This is a genomic window from Loigolactobacillus jiayinensis, assembly GCF_003946445.1.
Classification (GTDB): Bacteria; Bacillota; Bacilli; order Lactobacillales; family Lactobacillaceae; genus Loigolactobacillus; species Loigolactobacillus jiayinensis.
Window position 1 is genome coordinate 95,828 of record NZ_RHOF01000003.1, and the last position, 16,867, is coordinate 112,694.

13 protein-coding genes are annotated in these 16,867 nt (G+C 40.8%); 1 reads left to right on the top strand and 12 read right to left on the bottom strand.

Annotation, left to right across the window (positions count from 1 at the left end):
* Nucleotides 1-45: 45 nt before the first annotated feature.
* From EKM80_RS01895 to EKM80_RS01935, 9 genes are all read right to left on the bottom strand, one after another.
* The gene (locus tag EKM80_RS01895; protein WP_225418782.1) at nucleotides 46-318 is read right to left on the bottom strand and encodes a hypothetical protein; all 273 of its coding nucleotides are present in this window, start codon (nucleotides 316-318) and stop codon (nucleotides 46-48) included.
* Between the two features lie 168 nt (nucleotides 319-486).
* Nucleotides 487-750 (bottom strand): Txe/YoeB family addiction module toxin, encoded by a 264-nt coding sequence (locus EKM80_RS01900; protein WP_125551427.1) that lies wholly within the window; start codon nucleotides 748-750, stop codon nucleotides 487-489.
* Complete coding sequence (locus EKM80_RS01905) at nucleotides 743-997, bottom strand: type II toxin-antitoxin system RelB/DinJ family antitoxin (protein WP_125551428.1); 255 nt, start codon at nucleotides 995-997, stop codon at nucleotides 743-745. Before EKM80_RS01905 ends, EKM80_RS01900 begins: the two co-directional genes overlap by 8 nt.
* Nucleotides 998-1,566: 569 nt before the next feature.
* A complete protein-coding gene (locus tag EKM80_RS01910) occupies nucleotides 1,567-2,190 on the bottom strand; it encodes a hypothetical protein (RefSeq protein WP_125551429.1) in 624 nt (207 codons plus the stop codon).
* A gap of 116 nt (nucleotides 2,191-2,306) precedes the next feature.
* On the bottom strand, nucleotides 2,307-5,726 hold the full coding sequence (locus tag EKM80_RS01915) for a DEAD/DEAH box helicase (RefSeq protein WP_125551430.1): 3,420 nt from the start codon (nucleotides 5,724-5,726) through the stop codon (nucleotides 2,307-2,309).
* Between the two features lie 110 nt (nucleotides 5,727-5,836).
* On the bottom strand, nucleotides 5,837-6,646 hold the full coding sequence (locus tag EKM80_RS01920; protein ID WP_125551431.1) for a DUF2399 domain-containing protein: 810 nt from the start codon (nucleotides 6,644-6,646) through the stop codon (nucleotides 5,837-5,839).
* The gene (locus tag EKM80_RS14810) at nucleotides 6,639-9,758 is read right to left on the bottom strand and encodes an SbcC/MukB-like Walker B domain-containing protein (RefSeq protein ID WP_164509483.1); all 3,120 of its coding nucleotides are present in this window, start codon (nucleotides 9,756-9,758) and stop codon (nucleotides 6,639-6,641) included. The genes EKM80_RS01920 and EKM80_RS14810 overlap by 8 nt, the downstream gene beginning before the upstream one ends.
* The gene (locus EKM80_RS01930) at nucleotides 9,755-10,765 is read right to left on the bottom strand and encodes a hypothetical protein (RefSeq protein WP_125551432.1); all 1,011 of its coding nucleotides are present in this window, start codon (nucleotides 10,763-10,765) and stop codon (nucleotides 9,755-9,757) included. The genes EKM80_RS14810 and EKM80_RS01930 overlap by 4 nt, the downstream gene beginning before the upstream one ends.
* 166 nt (nucleotides 10,766-10,931) lie before the next feature.
* Nucleotides 10,932-12,428: a hypothetical protein gene (locus EKM80_RS01935; RefSeq protein WP_191985920.1), complete on the bottom strand. Its 1,497-nt coding sequence runs from the start codon at nucleotides 12,426-12,428 to the stop codon at nucleotides 10,932-10,934.
* Between the two features lie 141 nt (nucleotides 12,429-12,569).
* Between EKM80_RS01935 and EKM80_RS01940 the strand changes: the two genes are divergently transcribed.
* Complete coding sequence (locus tag EKM80_RS01940) at nucleotides 12,570-13,310, top strand: SDR family oxidoreductase (protein ID WP_125551433.1); 741 nt, start codon at nucleotides 12,570-12,572, stop codon at nucleotides 13,308-13,310.
* Nucleotides 13,311-13,383: 73 nt separating this feature from the next.
* Here EKM80_RS01940 and EKM80_RS01945 read toward each other — a convergent pair whose 3' ends face one another.
* From EKM80_RS01945 to EKM80_RS01955, 3 genes are all read right to left on the bottom strand, one after another.
* Nucleotides 13,384-13,728: a cupin domain-containing protein gene (locus EKM80_RS01945; RefSeq protein ID WP_125551434.1), complete on the bottom strand. Its 345-nt coding sequence runs from the start codon at nucleotides 13,726-13,728 to the stop codon at nucleotides 13,384-13,386.
* A 72-nt stretch (nucleotides 13,729-13,800) separates the two neighbouring features.
* The gene (locus EKM80_RS01950; RefSeq protein ID WP_125551435.1) at nucleotides 13,801-15,051 is read right to left on the bottom strand and encodes a PTS ascorbate transporter subunit IIC; all 1,251 of its coding nucleotides are present in this window, start codon (nucleotides 15,049-15,051) and stop codon (nucleotides 13,801-13,803) included.
* Between the two features lie 369 nt (nucleotides 15,052-15,420).
* Nucleotides 15,421-16,455, bottom strand: coding sequence for a LacI family DNA-binding transcriptional regulator (locus EKM80_RS01955; RefSeq protein ID WP_125551436.1), 1,035 nt, complete (start codon nucleotides 16,453-16,455; stop codon nucleotides 15,421-15,423).
* Nucleotides 16,456-16,867: the final 412 nt, after the last annotated feature.

Sequence of the window (16,867 nt, forward strand, 5' to 3'; positions counted from 1 at the left end):
TAAGTTGATGGTTTGCGGTAGCTATAATTAAGTTTATTGCCAAAACTATTTAATTATACGAACAGGTTCAACAGCTTGTTTTACCAACTGCTTAGTTGATTTAATTCGCATATCAACTCTTAGTTTTTTAAAGTTGAAAAAGATATTCAATGTAATTGCAGTGATCGAACCAGATAATATCCCACTACCAAATATATTCTGTACTAATACTGGAAAAGTTGCATAGAAATTGGGGTATGTTGCTGGTATCATACAAACACCCAGACTTAATCCGACAACCAACATATTATGATTACCTTTAAATTCTACTTGTTTCAAAATATTGACCGCACTACCAATAATGACACCAACCTTAGTATAGTGACTATCTAAAAATCCTAGTTATGTTTTAGCTGTTTACAGCAAACATCAACTAGGATTTTCTTGACTCTTATTAAGATTTGAAGATCAATAATTTTAATTTTGTAAATATTTTTCATGCTACTATCATCTATCGCCGTAATGCGTTTTACAAGCCGCAATCAATAAAGTATCAGCCTTTATTTTATAAACTAACCGATTTTTACTATCAATACGTCGACTATACCAGCCGGAATAATCCGCCTTTAATTTTTCAGCTTGACCAATACCGTTAGTACCATTACGTTCGATATCCTTTATTAATTTATTGATTTTTTTAAGTGTTTTTCGATCTTCCGTTTGCCAATTTATATAGTCAGTCCAAGCTTGATCATACCATGATTTAATCATTGATCAATTCATGCGCATTACCGCCATTATCCTCTAAGTCTTTAATTGCCCGTTTTAAATAAGCCTGATTTTCTTTTCCATAAAAAGGGTCCGCAGTAATTTCAAACGGAAATCTCTGTTCTTTAACCAAGGTCTTAGCAAAAATGGTAAACGCCGTCGTAATATTTAAACCCATACTATCCAGTGTTTTTTCTGTTTCTTTCTTCAGATCTTCATCGACACGAATACTAATTGTACTTTTAGCCATAGTCATTTCCTCCTTTTATATGAATACATTGTATTCTTTTAGCAGGACATTGTAAACTAATATGAATATAATAAGCGCAATTTAACTATATGTGTATGTCGTTCTTTTGAAAAATCTCATTTTCTATATCACTGTTTCAAACTGATAACAAACCATATTACGCATAGCAATTTTAGAACCACCTTATCAGTTTGGACCGTTACCTGATTTCAATGAACTTTAATTTATCATATATTGTCTATTACTGTAATTACTTATCCCTAAAGATTTGCTGCATCACTCCTGTACCATATTAATTACTTCAAAATTCCTTGTTATTTTTTGGAGTAATTTAGTGACTTCGTGACAACGACTATAATCACTGCTTGTAATGATCAGCACTTATGATTCGAGTTGATACTTTTATGATCCTTGAATGATCAAATAAAACAAAAAACAGAACTAGCCATCAACAGGATTTGACAAAGAACTCTTATTTTTTAAAACAATTACAAAAATTTTAAGCTGTAATTCATCAATAATCGGCTACTGTTAATAACATCATGTTACATAAATCGTTTAAGCCTTGATCACTTCAACGAATTCAAAATATAGAAATAAGTCTGCGCCAAAATATCATCATGTTCCAGCGCAAATTGCATCTGTTCGTTGGTTTCCGCAACGGCAGCTGATTGTGCTAATTCAGCGCCCTCTTTTTGCGTAATTTGCCGGCCTTGATAGGCAAAATCGTATTCCACCATGCCTGCCCAAAAACTAATTTGGAACCCATATTGAAATCCGTAAAAATAGACATGTAGCAAGGCATCCAAATTTAGATTAGACGTTTTAGCGGTCTGCGCTTCTTCCCAAGTATCTACATCCTTGGCTACAGCAATTAAACTGGTCAATCGTGCGTTCATAATAGCATAATCTTGCGAGTCTTGGTCGCCTAACTTTTCGCTTAGTTTATTGAAAACCTGTTCAGTCCGTTCTTTGGAAATCTTCGCAAAGTTTGGCACTTGTGTCGGCAGCTCTTCCATTTTCATACCGGTTGCTTCTGCTAAATACCGTAAAAAGGCAGCGCTAATGCCTGTGCTCATCCCTGTTCGATAGATTGACTGAAACTTTGGTAGCCAGTCAGCAATCGATTGTTGATTCAACGCGCTGACTTGTCCTTCTAATTCGTTAGTGATCTGTTTTAAATCATAGGCCATTTAAAATTCCTCCATTAATGCTTGTATTCGCTTACGTACCAGTATACCACAGCCGCTAATCACTCAATAAATATAGAATAATAGTGCGCGACCACATTTTTTAGAATGATACTACTTCATTCGATTCCTAAGATTGATTTGACTTCTTCTTCGGTCAACGAGCCCTTATTCTCAGTTCCACTTAATACCTGATCAACAAAATTACGTTTTTTCTCTTGTAGCTTATAAATCTGCTCCTCAATCGTCCCTTTAGTAATCAAGCGATAAACTTCAACTTTCTTCTTTTGGCCAATTCGATGAGCTCGGCCAGTAGCCTGATCTTCAACTGCAGGATTCCACCACAAATCAACGAGGATCACGGTGTCAGCACCAGTTAGATTTAAGCCAGTGCCGCCAGCTTTCAGAGAAATTAGAAAAACATCCTTTTCACCAGCATTAAAAGCATCTACCATAGCCAACCGTTCTTTCGGCTTAGTGTTACCTTGTAGCATAAAAGTAGACATATTTTGTCTATTCAAATCTTGCTCAATTAAATCTAACATACTCGTAAATTGTGAGAAGACCAGCACCCGATGTTGATTATCACGAGCTTGATTTAAAATCTCTTTTAATTGTTCTAATTTACCTGAATCATGTTTGTAATCCTCAACGTACAGCGCTGGTGTATCACAAATTTGCCGTAAGCGGGTCAGCCCAGCAAGAATTGCAATTTTATTTTTAACAAAACTTTCGCTGGACATTCCTTTAACTTTGACCTGCATCTGCTTGAGCTGCGCTAAATAAACTAACTTCTGTTCCTTAGTCATTTCATTATATAAATTGGATTCCACTTTTGGCGGCAGGTCCTTCAACACTGCAGATTTTTCACGGCGTAAAATAAATGGTTTTACGCGTGCAGCAATTTCCGCTGGTGCTAATTTATTAAAAGCTTTTTTGCTTGGCAACAAACCTGGCATCACCAGTGCAAAAATTGACCAGAGTTCCTCGGCGCTATTTTCAATCGGTGTGCCTGATAACGCAAAGGTATTCTGTGGTGTCAGTTCACGTAAATTTTGGTTCGTTTTGGTATTACCGTTTTTAACATACTGCGCTTCATCCAGCACTAAATACTGCAGCTGCCGTTTTTTATACTCAGGTGTATCTAATCGCGCACTATTGTAGCTTGTAATCAAAACGTTGACGCTACTAGTTGCAATTAACTCACGGCGCTGTGCCTTTGTTCCATCAACGACTGCAACCGTTACGTCCGGCGCAAACTTGGCAAATTCTTCGCGCCAATTATAGATCAGGGAGGCCGGCGAGACAATTAGACTCACTTTGTCGGTCGTTAAATGGTTATTGATCAACGAGATCATCTGTAGCGTTTTACCTAAACCCATCTCATCAGCTAAAATACCACCAAAATGGTAGGAATCCAGCATTTCTAGCCACTTAACGCCCACTTTTTGATAAGGCCGCAATGTAGCGTTGACTGGCCGACTCTTAGCAACCTTAAATTTTTCTGGGTGGGCTAAGTTTATCGTTAAGCGTTGAAATTTTTCATCAAAGTTAGCTGTAGTTCCTAAGGCCGCCTGTACTGCCAATGCCTGTGATGCATGCATTTTAATTTGACCATGCTTAACTTTACCCTGAGCACGGATTTTAGCTAGCGCGGTCGATATTTTTTTCAGCTTATCATCTAGCACAACAATCGATCCATCACCACGTTCAATAAATGGACGCTCAACGTCTAGCTGGCCCAGTACTTGATCAACTTCATTTTCAGCTAATCCGGCAAAAGAAAAATTAACCGCCAAGAAACCATCCGCTTCGGCAACATCAATTTCTGGTTCTAATTCGGCTGAATCCTGTAGCATCGCTTGTAAATCATCTGAAACCGTAACAACACCATTTACGCGTAAATTAGGTAATTCTTCGACAAAAAACCGGTATAATATGTTGCTATCTTTGAAGCTTTTCACCCAAATTCGCCCAACTACTTGCTGAAAACCCAAGCTTTCCAAATATTGTTGCGCTTGTACTTCCTTTTCTAAATCGCGGCTGATATCTGAGCGTTGTTTAATAACATTACTATCGATCACTTCACCAGCATATTCATAGGCTAAGGTTAGTCGTAATGTCTGTTGCGACTTACTAATATCAAAGTGTGGCGTCATCTGCTGAACCGTCAATTGTGCTGGCAGTTCAATTACGCCAACTTTTCTGAAATAGGCCACAAAATCATTTAAGCGTGCACTCGCATTCTGTGGAAAATGTAGCGCCGTCGCTGGCGTGTAGTAAGCACTGTAATCCGATAACGTTTGTTGATAGCCATTAACAATTTGAATAATAATACGCATTTGTTCACTATTAGCGGCATAGAAGTTATTGTCTTGAATCAAATAATTATTATTATCAAGCGTAACGCTAAAATTCCGTTCAATCGTTAGGTCGTAGCCATCTTCTACTGTAATTAAATGGCCAACTAATAAACCATTATCCGGCTGAAAATCGTGTAACTCAATCTGCTTATAAACCTGCTTCTTTTCAGGCGAAATAAAACGAAAATCAGTTAACTGACTAAGTGTAGGCAGAATCTGCTGAAAACTATAATTATTCAATAAATAACATTTATTTTTACGGCCACCATAATAATTAGTATCACTTCTAGTCATCTCATTATCGACAGCAGTTAAAACGTCTAATAATTGCTGCTCTGGTTCCGCGAACGCCTTATGTGAAAGCTTAAAGCGCCGTTTACCGCCAGTTTGATAATCAGCACTATGCGCATATACAGCCAAGAAGGCATCAATGTCGCTGATTACATAGAACTTATTATCTACCTGGTCGGCGATTCGTAACTCGATCATTAACCGCTGCTCAGGGATTTGCCACCCCATACTGATTTCATCAATAAATAAGGTCACCTCTAAACGTAATGCAGTAGCGGTCACCTTATCCAAAGGCTGAAAATATTGATGCTCTGGTAATTCTAAATCCAGCAGAAAATCATTACCATTGGGCTTATCCGCTGCTTTGTGCAATAAAGAATGATCTGAAAGAATAGCTTTTGCTTGCATTAACTTATCAATCGTTTTTTTGCCATTAAAATAGTTATTCCACGCTTCTGGACTAGCACGAAGTTCATCATAGCGCCGCTTATCCAAATAAAAAGTCCCCGCAATTTGTGGATTGGCTTCTAACTTAGCTTCAAACTCTGCACTGATATCTAAATATTCTTCTGGAAATAAATCAGCAAAATGAAGATCATCCGTGTTGTGGTTAAATAGCGACTCGATTGGCCGTTTTTGTGTCTTTAATAGCTTGATGACTGCAGCGATATGCTTGCAATAGCCGTTATCTGGAAAAAAAGGGCACTCACAAAAATCAGCGTCGGGATCAACTGCGTTAACACTGACACCATACGGGTTAGTCCCGTAGACAGTTGCTTCAACTTCTTGCATTACATTATCGATATAATCAATTTGGACATTGCCATTAGCCGCAATATCACGCCCACGATTCCAAATTTTGACCGGCATTATTCTTGTTGCCATTTAATCCGCTCCAAGTTCTATTTGCATTTCTCATTGTCTACCAATTGTTGTTCCTATTTTACCTGATTTATTAGCTAAGGTTAAGTTTTAATGGCCGGTAAAAAAGTACGCTAGTCTTCAGCTAACCACTGCGCAATTTGTTGTTCGTAAATATCAATCAACTGCTCCTGTTCGACAAATTTGCCTAACGTGACAACCGAATCCATTTCCATTTGATATAGCGGCGTATCCACCTGCCAACGCCGCGTGCGCTTAGCGTCGGTTTTGCCACGTAAAACTAGCCATTTAGCCACTGCTGCTGGTTGTTGCAATGCACTGACGACTTCAATTGGCGTTTGCCGTAACTGCTTAAAGAAGTGCTCCGCCATTTGAATGCCTTTGCCATCCAAGTCACCAAGATAAGTGAATTGCACACTACGCTGCTCTAATCGTTGAATCAAAGTAACGTACGTCGCATTAAAATCATTACCGCCTTGTAACACTAGCGGCCATTGCGGATGGCGACGCAACAAATAAACAAACACACCGTTATTTTCAATCACGATCACGCGGTGATTTTGTAGCGGGAATTTATGCATGGCTGGTGCCTGCCATGGATTTAAAGTGAGCGGCTGCGGTAAATCAGTTCGGAAAACATTGGCGCTGGTAAAAGCCATCCCAATCAATTTTGCCGTTAACTCATTGATCTGCGCCGTTGTAAAATAATGGGCCAGCACCCAGCGGTAATAATCAAACAGCGCTGGATCAGTTTGCCCATCCGTTAACGTATGAGCCGTTAAACCTAAGGTCACCGCTTGTTGGCCTCGTGGCGGCAACTGCTTACCTGCTGCAATATCGGCAAACAGCGGCTCCAATAAATTAGCATTGGCTGGTAGCCGCCGCCCCGTCACCTGAACATATTCTTGTTGATAATCATTCATCGCGACTTTGCCACCTCAAAACTGGTTGCACCTGATTTTGATGAAATTGACCATCATTTTGCTGTGCTGGCGCGATTACTTCATACGCAATATTGGCCACGCCGTCCGCCAAAATTTTATTCTGTGCCCCACTAGGCATGGTTGCAATAAAATCAAAGCCAAAATTAGCAATTGTCTTGGCAAACGACTTTGCTGTCTCTGGATCAAGCTTATCCGCAAATTCATCGAACATTACTAAATACGGCTTATCGTTAACATTGCTCTGTTGCAACAACATTTTAGGCACTAACAACAACGGCAAGACCATGGCTTGTGCTTTTTCTGCACCTGATCCACCAGAACGAACAAACTTATCATCGACCTCTTCAAAAGCATCAACCGCACTTTGGCGCCGCTTGATCTGCACATGAAATTCCGACCACTGGCGCGTGTCCAATAAGTCATGCGCGTGCTGCATGAATTGTACGTCATCGTCGGCAACCTCAGCATCGTTAGCCAAAAGTTGTAAGCGGCGCTCAATTTCTGCTTGTAACGTTGGTCGCTTTTCAGCTGTTAAATCACAAGCCTCCGTAATCGCTGACGCTGCAACATCGACTGGCGTTAAGGCAACCCGCAATTTAATTCCTTGCGTATTCGATAAACCATCCGCCAACATTTGATTGTATTCGGTGATCACCCGATACTGCGTTGAGATTCGTTGCACTGCCGCAATCAAATAGGTCTCTTTTGCCATATCGTTACCACTTTTCAACTCAGCCAACGATTGGGTTACACCTGCTAATTCAGCTGCCATTATCGACTGTGCCTGGTTAATATCGAATGCTACTGCCGTTACATCGTCTTGTTCAACTGCTCCTTGATACATTGCACTAGCGATTTCTTCATGGCCACGTTCCGCAAATAACGTATCCAGCGCACTCCGATCAACACCGTCCCGGTTGCTACGATGAATTCGCTGACGAATTCGATCAGCAATGTCACTGTATCTACTATTACGAATCTCGCTACCATGGGCTTTAGCAAAAGTATTCGCATCGTCCACTGTCTGTAAATGCGTTGCCGCTGGTAAATATGGCGCTAATCCTTTTAACACCTGCTCAATTTGTGTTGCGCTAGTCGCCAATTGTGCTGCCTTAGTCCGCATATTACTCTCTGCAGCTTGCTGGCGGCCTTGCTGGGTACTTTTACGTTCGGATAAACTATGTTCTTCCGCCGTTAAATCCATCACTGCTTGATTGGCCTGAGCTAATTTATCATTTAACTGATGATCAATCACTAACGCCGCCAACATTTGTTGCCGTTGCGCAATCGTCTGCTGTACTTGTGCTGGCTCAAAATTTGGCTCCATACTGACTTGTAAAGTTTTAATTTGTTGTTGTACACCCGCTTGCTGTGCTTTTAAACTCACCTGTTGTTGCGCAAATTGGGTCAGCTGTTCCACAATTGCCGCTAATTGTGCCTGTTGCGTCGTTAAAGTAGCCAACAAATCAGCAGTTGCTAAAACAATCTTTAAATCAGAATGTGCTGTCAACAGTTCGTCACGTTGGGTCTTTAGTTGCTGAAACTGCTGGTTCATTTTAGCTGCGCCGTTTTCATGAATCGTCCGGTTATCCTGCTGCAGACCTTCGCGAGCACGACTAACTAATGGCCCCTGTGTGCGCTGTTCAATACTATTGCTCATTTGCGTTTGCATGTCACCAACAATAGCGACATCTTGCGATAGATTATTGATTTGTTGTGCTAAACTTTCGTATCGTGCAACCGACTGGTTTAAACGTTGAATATAGGTGTTGAATTTTTTGTTAGTGGTTGCTAAATCCGGCTGCGCCAAGACTTGACCTAACTCATGTAATTGTGCCGCTTGTCCATTTAACTTCACTTGCAGCGGCGCTAACCGATCAGTATTCACAGCTTGTTGCTTAGCTACCAATGCTTGAATCTGTTCCGTTATCGTCGTCAGCTCAACCTGTAAATTTTCTAATTGTGCCTGCTGTTTGGTATATCGCTGCAAGCGCTCCTGATCACGCTGAATCTGTTCCGCTAGCGCCGCTCGTTGTTGTTCAATCACTGCTTGCTTAGCCTTAGCTACGTCCAACTTACGTAATTCAGTCTGTGCTTCCTTTAAACTACTGGTCAGTAAATCAAGTTGCTGATCATATTTAGCGATTGCTGCTTGTGCCTGCGCCGCCTTTTCCTTTTGCTGCTCGTAATCTACATGTAGCGCACCATATGGTTTCAAGCCAATTTCATTGATGTGATTTAGATTTCGCCAAAAAATATCTCGCTTCATGGCAGCCAAGCGTTTTTGTGCCTGCTCAATACGCAACAACAAGCCATTTTTGCGATTAACTTCTCGCTGCGTTCCGGCAGCATTATGAATAATTAAATCATCGATACTCGGCTGAGCATCGCGCAAGGCCGCCTTAATTGGTGTAAACCGTGCATTACCACCAGTTAAAATAGGTGAGGCTAATAGCCGATAAACATTGGCTAATTGCCCTAGCGTTGCGCCATCATTGAATCCATAAACATGGGCAGCAACGTATTCGCGGTAATCACCGGCACTGGCAAAAACGCGCAGTTGCTCACCTAAGGCTGCATTAGCGGTTTTGAATTCATCTTCAGTCAAACTATGCCCTTGTGCATCAGTTGTCACCAACTCCAATGGACGCGTCACTGACTCATTGATCACCGCAAACCACCACGTTGCCCCAGAAGTTTCATCGTCTGTCCTCCGCGCCCCTAGACCCAGGATCACCTGTCGTGTAATGGAACGCATCGTCAAATAACTATAGCCAGTACGAACCTTCATCGCACTAGGTCCCCAACCGAGCAACATGCTTTTAAATGTGCGCGTATCCTGTTGGCTATTACGCGCGTTGGTTGACTTAGCAACTTTTTCGGTACCCTTAGCCGGATTAAAAGACGGCGTAGCAGTTGAACCATCGATCAGCATCGGAAAAAAACAGTTGGCTAACGTGGTTTTACCAGCAGCATTTTCACCAACTAAGGTTAAATTACCAAATTGTGAGGCAGCTAAATCCAGTTGAACGTATTTATTAAAATTACGTAAATGATAGCTGACTGGTGTTAAATGATTAGGTAAATTCAAATTTTCTCCTCCTCAGTTGCACGCACGGCAAAACGCTTAACCAATGGTGTCGGCAAAATATTCTGACCATGTTTGCTAGCTAAAGCATTTTCAAACAGTGCTTCTTTAACTAGCGTGATGCTAACGTTTTGCGGTGCCCCGTATAAACGTTCCACAATTTGGTGCACCCGCTGGTTTAATTGTTCCTGTGGCAAACCAGCCCCTAACGAACGGGCAACAGCCAAGGCAATAATGTATGGTTTAGCCGCACTACGCTGCCGTTGTCGGTCTAATAACAACGCATAGTCATCGCCAATTTCCAATTCAAATCGCTGCAGTTGTGCCCATTTCTCGGCGATTTTAACTTTATTTTCTACTAATACTGTCCATAGATATGGTGTTACCTTGGGACTTAAAAAACGCCGCCGCAATAAGCCACGATTAACCTGCTGAATTTCCGTCAATGGCGTGCGTTGTTGTGCCGTCCGCAAGTTATTGACCAAACACTGCGCGACACTGGTAAAATCAGGGCTAACGCTCCAATATTCTTCGACTAAAATCGCTTGGTCGCCTGGTGCTTGTTCTAATTGCTCTGGCGTGAATAACTTGAACCGTTCCACAAACAGACGCTTGATCAAACGGAAAATACGCTTCTCATCTAGATCAACCACTTCACTGCGAACTTGGCGAATAATCGTTTGTGCAGACACAATACGTCCATCTTCATCAGCCTGAATACTCGGCTCATTGATCACCGCTTTTAACGTGGCTAACAGCACATGAACTTCCTCAGCTGTCAATTGTTGCTCACCAACCAGTAGCAATAAATTTTCCTGATAATTATAAGGTCCCATCCCCAATAAATCAGTCAAATAGTTAGTAATTCGTCGCTGTACTAGCGGTTGTTTTAGCGCCGCAATTGCATTAACTGTATTATTAGTCATTTCCGGTGTGATTGTACTTGTAAAAATCCCGCGGTCAAACAATTGATTAATGATCAAGCGCTCATTTGCATGTAAATCTACCATTAATTAGCCTACTTTCTAATACGACAAATAACGCCATTTTTAGCGACACATTATACCATCTCAATTAAAAAAGCGGATTCAAGCACCAACATGAATCCACTTTAGCATGAATTTAAATCAAACGAAAGGGGAACACGTGAAATTTTCAAACGTTGTCTTTAGCTTCTTAATCAAACCAAGCTTCAAAGCCACAAGGCAAAAAAACACTGAAGCGTTCACCCTGACAATGCAATTGAATTGGTGGAGTTGCCGCCAATACTTGCACTTTTTTCACCGAACGACCAAAGGGGGCAAAACTAGCATAATGGGTATATCCAGTAGCGCTAAATAAACGCACCACCTCATCCCGCGCCGTCATTGTAGTGAACGTCAAGTCATGATCAATAACTGCGTGTTGCCCATCGTGCATGACTAACTGTTGAAATTCAGCCAACGCTGCTTGCCCATCATCTTCAGCCATGTTGTCCACCGCTACTGTCGGATTATCCGCTTCAGTAAAAATTTGCTGCTCACGCTGCTTGGCCACATAAGTTACCGGTCCCATAGTTGCTGCTTCTAACAAGTCAGCGTTATCTTCCACATCACGATCAAAGGGCAAATGGCGCGGTAATGCTGCCGCAATTGGGATTGTGTTGAACTGTTGCAACAACGCATCGATTTCGCCAGTTAACGCCTTAATATCAACAGCTTGATTGCGGACATGTTCGAACTCTTGACTCAATAACTTGATGGCGTTCAAAATAGTTTGGAACAATAAATAAATCGAGTCCAAACTGCTATCAATTGCCTGACTACTGGAATCAAAGCTCAACGCCATTTGCTGTAATTGCCGCTGGACGTAAGCTTTAGTCCGATTAAAACGACGTAACATCCCTGCTGTATCGCCGACCGCACGCGCAGCATCTAAATCATCAGCGCCTTGTTGCGAACGCGCCACACGCTCAGCAAAATCGCTCATTTCATTTAGTCCCTGAATTCGGGGTGCTTGCTGCAACAATTGCCGGTAAGCTGGGATCGCCTTTTCCCGTAACATCGCTTGTAAATGGTCTGCTGCTTTGCTGCCATGATTAAACGCCAAGTCATTGGCCAACTCATCTAAATCCTCGTCCAGCTTATGCATGCCTTTCATCACATCTTCATAAGCCGCCAGCATATTGGCAAAATCATTATAAAGTTGTGTCGTGGCAGCGTCAGTTCCAGCACCGCTGATTTTGGCCAGCAACTGACAATACTCGTTGATTCGCATCGTGTTAGCAGTCACTGTACTTTCCGCATCAACAACCTTTTGCATCATTCGTAAATACTCAATACCGCTACTGGTAATTTTATACACTGAAGTTTGATGAGTCAGTTGTTTACCACTTTTAGTATGATCGCGCACTTTGCGCGCACTAACTTCGACTAACCTAGCGCGCTCAGTTAGCACAGCCAGCACGTTTTTCAACACATCATCAGAAATCGGCGCTTCTCGATTGTCAACGTCCAAATATTCACTATTATATTTATGCGCCAAAAAATCCAGCGTGTTGGGGACCCCGTTGGTCGTGCTATCGCGGTATAAAATCATCAAAATATTCCAGCCGGCCAACGGATGCTTGTGATTCAAGCCTAAATTGGCCGCCAAAAGTAGATTTTTTAATGGTTGGGCTAACGTGACGCTGATGATGATCACCTGCACTTTCTTCTGGCATAAACTAGCCTTAGTATACGGGATACTAATCAAATTTTCTACGCCTGAGTTGACAAGCCATGAAATAATCTCTTTAATCTACTATAGATAGCTAATATAAGGAGGAACCTACACATGCCAATCAAAAACAAAGTTGTCGTCATTACCGGTGCTTCTAGCGGTATCGGTGCCGCAACTGCTAAAGAACTCGCTAAACAAGGCGCCAAAGTGGTACTCGGTGCGCGGCGAACTGAACGACTTGAACAATTACTGACCGAAATCACTACCGCTGGCGGTCAAGCAGTCACACAACAAACAGATGTCACTGACCATAAACAAGTTCAAGCACTAGTAGATCTAGCGGTTGAAAAATTTGGCCGACTTGACGTCATATTTAACAATGCTGGCTTAATGCCCCTGTCTAAACTACATTTACTAAAGGTCGACGAATGGGACCGCATGATCGACGTTAATATCAAAGGCGTTTTGTATGGTATCGCAGCTGCACTTCCAATCATGCGCCAACAAGGTAGCGGCCAGATCATCGCAACCGATTCCGTTGCCGGCCACTTTGTTCACCCCAACACAGCCGTTTATGCCGGCACTAAATTTGCCGTACGGACGATCATGGAAGGCCTGCGCCAAGAAGAAGGCAAAAATAATATCCGCTCAATGATCGTCTCACCTGGCGCAGTTGAAACAGAATTGTATTCAACCATCACTGACGAAAAGGTACGTGCAAACACTTATAATAATGAACGCTCTTACGGCTTAAGCGACGTTGATATTGCCAATGCAGTTGCTTACGCCATTGGTCAACCAGAGAACGTTAATATCAATGAAATTCTGTTACGACCGACAAAGCAACCACTTTAAATTGAACGTAAAAAACGCCACTGAGGGTTGCTGACTCAGCGGCGTTTTTTTGCGTTACACAACTAATATATCATTAAATAAAATCTTCCCGTTGTGGTGTGAAGCAATCTAGAACTTGACTATCGTCTTCTAACGGAATGCAGCCATGTTCAACGTTTGATGGGAAGTAGATACTGTCGCCAACATGAACTTCTTGTACATCAGTATGATCAGAATAAACAATTTCGAATTTAAACGAGCCTTTTTTGATATAAGTAACTTGTTCATGCACATGATGATGTGTTGGAATCTCAACATCTGGTGTTGCTTTTCTGAAGAAAACTTGGGCATACATTAAAGTGCCTTCGTGCGCCAAGACTTTGCGGTATGAGTTTTCGTCAATTTCATCAACCTTGATATCATCGTATTTATAGAACATAGTAAATTCCTCCTAATATTTTTATTAAAATCATTATACACGTTAGTTAGTAATACAAATCTAAGCACGAGACTAGAACCATTTAAAGATAAAGTAAACTAATGCAGAGATCCCAATAAAGTCAGGATCAGCAAAGGTTGTCCCTTGTGCACCTAAGAATGAGAACAATGGCAAGGAAACGGCTGGCAAGATGGCTAATAATAGCCCATCAACAAAGCTAGAAATCAGTGCGCCACGGAAGCCACCAGTGGCATTCCCGTAAATACCAGCGGCACCACCAGTGATAAAACATGCCATTAAGCCAGGTACGATAACGGGTAAACCGATAAACGGGAAGATAAAGATACAGACAACCCCAGTTAAGAAACTAACTAAGAATCCAATTAAAGCTGTGTTAGGTGATTTCTCAAACAGAACTAACACATCAACACTGGCAATTGCGCCTGGTGCAAAGACTTTGGCAAACCCTTTAAATGCTGGTACGATTTCTTCAATAAAGAGCTTAACGCCCGCTTTAACAATGAATAGCCCACTGGCAAAGATTGCTGATTGTTCCATGATGAAAACCCAAAAATTAGCGCCATCAGCAAGTTTAGATACGTAAGCTGTCCCAGCGAATAAACCGCTGACCAAGAATAAGATAAACATAGTCAAGGTTGTCGCAACGTTAGGATTCTTCAAAAACAAGATACTATCATTTAATTTGATATCTTCAGTATCGTTGTCCTTATTACCAAATTTTGAACCTAACCATGAACCAATGAAATACGCAATCGAGCCACTATGAGCAATTGTGTATTCATCATTACCCACAACATCTCGCGTATACTTCCGTAAAAGGTACGGCATAATTGCCATGTACAACCCAATAAAAATTGCCCCAATAATAATTGTGATTGTCTTACCATAATTAAGATCCGTCAATACTGCAGTGACAGCAAAAGCCATGAAGATAACCAATTGTAGTGATAAATAGATGTTCTTAAATTTAGTGAAACGTGCAATGATAATGTTGAGTACTAAGGCTAAAGCCAGCATCAAGGCTGCTGTTGAACCGAGCTTTCCCAACGTCATCGCCATCATAGCTTCATTACTAGGGACGATCCCCGTTAAATGAAACGCATGACTGAAAATCTGACTAAAATAAGTTAAAACACCACTTAAAATCCCACTACCAGCTTTGATCATGGTGAAACCCATAAAGGACATGATTGTCCCTGTGATCAGTTTAGAAGGCTTGTTCTTTTGGAACAATAAGCCCAGAAATGTGACCAGCGCAATGATAATCGACGGTTGACTAACAATCGATAAGAACGTCTTCATCGTTTTTTCCTCCTCTATTCCACAATGGATAGCCATTCTGCTACGGAAAAATCTATTAAGCTAAAAGATGAACTAAGGCACTTGCTACTAAATCGATTTAGTTTTTGTTAATAGGTAAAATAAGCTTTAATATTGCATGTTATTGCAAACAACTAAATCGATTTAGTAAACTCCCAAAAAAATTGGATTTTCTAACTAGCCTTATCAATAACTAAACCGATTTAGTTTTGTTAGAAATAAAAACTGACTACAAAATCATCAACAACTTGCGTGCGCAACGCTACAAAATATTTGCTAAATAAAATTTAATCAACAAGTATTTCACAAATTCATAATAACAGCGCTTACATTTCCTGTCAATAATAATTTTTAAATTATTATTTTTTTCACTGAGTTACGGCGCATAAATTGTGGCTGAGCACGCTTAATTAACTCGTAGGTTTCTGGTAACTTAACGTCATCATAGCCCACTTTATAAATCAAGCGGATAGCAGCATTAGTCCCCATCTCATAAGTTGGCTGAGCAATTGTTGTAATACTCGGTGAAAAGAAAATTGCCGGGGCAATATTATCGATACCGATCAAGGAAAAATTGTCAGGAATTTTTAATTGATATTTCTGAACGTAAAGTAGTATTTGTTCTAAAATCATATCATTCCCAGCTAAAAGTGCAGTCGGTGGCTGTTCCAAATGCCGCATCTTTGCCACTAAATCCATGATTTGTGTAATATCACCACTTGCTACATAATCCGGTGAATCAATTAGTTGCTTGTGCGTAGCAATATAATCATGGTAACCTTGCATGCGCTCAACCCGAGTTGTGATTGGATGTTTTTTGTACGGAAACGTGATGATGCCGATACGAGTATGGCCGTTCTGCATAAACTCATCCATCGCTAAAGTTACGGCTGCTTTATTGTCCAATAAAATAGTATCCACTGTCTGCGATAAACCAGAAATTTGGCGATCCAAAAAAACTAATGGAATTTTTTGATCAATTAAATTTTGATATAATGCCTGATTAGCCTGAAAAGGAAAGGTGATAATGCCATCGACTTGCCGTGCTACCAGAGAAGTAATGTACCGGCCTTCCTTTTCTGGATCATCATTGACGTTACAGACTAGAATTTGCACATTGACCTTTTGAAACTCTGCTTCTAATGCCTCGATGATTTCCGTAGTAAAGCGTGAACGGATTGTTGAAACAATAATTCCAACCATATGCGTCTTTTTTTGTCGTAACCCCCGAGCTAGCTGATTAGGCACATAATTTAAGTCTTCAATTGCTTGCGCCACCTTTTTTCGTGTCGCAATACTCATGAAATTATAATGATGATTTAGGTACTGTGAGACCGTGCTCTTTGAAACGTTGGCTCGCTTAGCGACATCCTGAATTGTGGTCACAGTTACTTCGACTCCTTTGCTTTACTCCATTTTATACTAAAATCCGAACATACCCCAGCTTTATTTACCAAATCAATCGAAATTTCAAGCGCGCTTGAAACGGCGCTTAAAATTTAATCTATCGCTAATTATTTAAAATATCTTTCACTATTTCCATCTGTGAATATGGTAACATATTTTTTGATATATAAGTTCCTTTTTCATGAATCCGCCTACATATACTGAAAAACGCCAATTACATATTTATCAAATATCCAGCACTTTACCCTGTAGGTCGAATATAAATTGAATTATTAAGTATTATGTGAAATAATTATCAATGAAAACAATTTATAACTATTAAGGAGTGATATCTATTGAAAATTAAAGCAGCAGTTGTAGATAAACAAGGCGCCGAATTCACCTTAAAAGA

Excerpts from the sequence above, each read along its gene's own strand:
- EKM80_RS01905 (WP_125551428.1), bottom strand. The coding sequence starts at position 997 with ATGGCTAAAAGTACAATTAGTATTCGTGTCGATGAAGATCTGAAGAAA.
- EKM80_RS01950 (WP_125551435.1), bottom strand. The coding sequence starts at position 15,051 with ATGAAGACGTTCTTATCGATTGTTAGTCAACCGTCGATTATCATTGCG.
- EKM80_RS01915 (WP_125551430.1), bottom strand. The coding sequence starts at position 5,726 with ATGGCAACAAGAATAATGCCGGTCAAAATTTGGAATCGTGGGCGTGAT.
- EKM80_RS01945 (WP_125551434.1), bottom strand. The coding sequence starts at position 13,728 with ATGTTCTATAAATACGATGATATCAAGGTTGATGAAATTGACGAAAAC.
- EKM80_RS01910 (WP_125551429.1), bottom strand. The coding sequence starts at position 2,190 with ATGGCCTATGATTTAAAACAGATCACTAACGAATTAGAAGGACAAGTC.
- EKM80_RS01920 (WP_125551431.1), bottom strand. The coding sequence starts at position 6,646 with ATGAATGATTATCAACAAGAATATGTTCAGGTGACGGGGCGGCGGCTA.
- EKM80_RS01930 (WP_125551432.1), bottom strand. The coding sequence starts at position 10,765 with ATGGTAGATTTACATGCAAATGAGCGCTTGATCATTAATCAATTGTTT.
- EKM80_RS01940 (WP_125551433.1), top strand. The coding sequence starts at position 12,570 with ATGCCAATCAAAAACAAAGTTGTCGTCATTACCGGTGCTTCTAGCGGT.
- EKM80_RS01900 (WP_125551427.1), bottom strand. The coding sequence starts at position 750 with ATGATTAAATCATGGTATGATCAAGCTTGGACTGACTATATAAATTGG.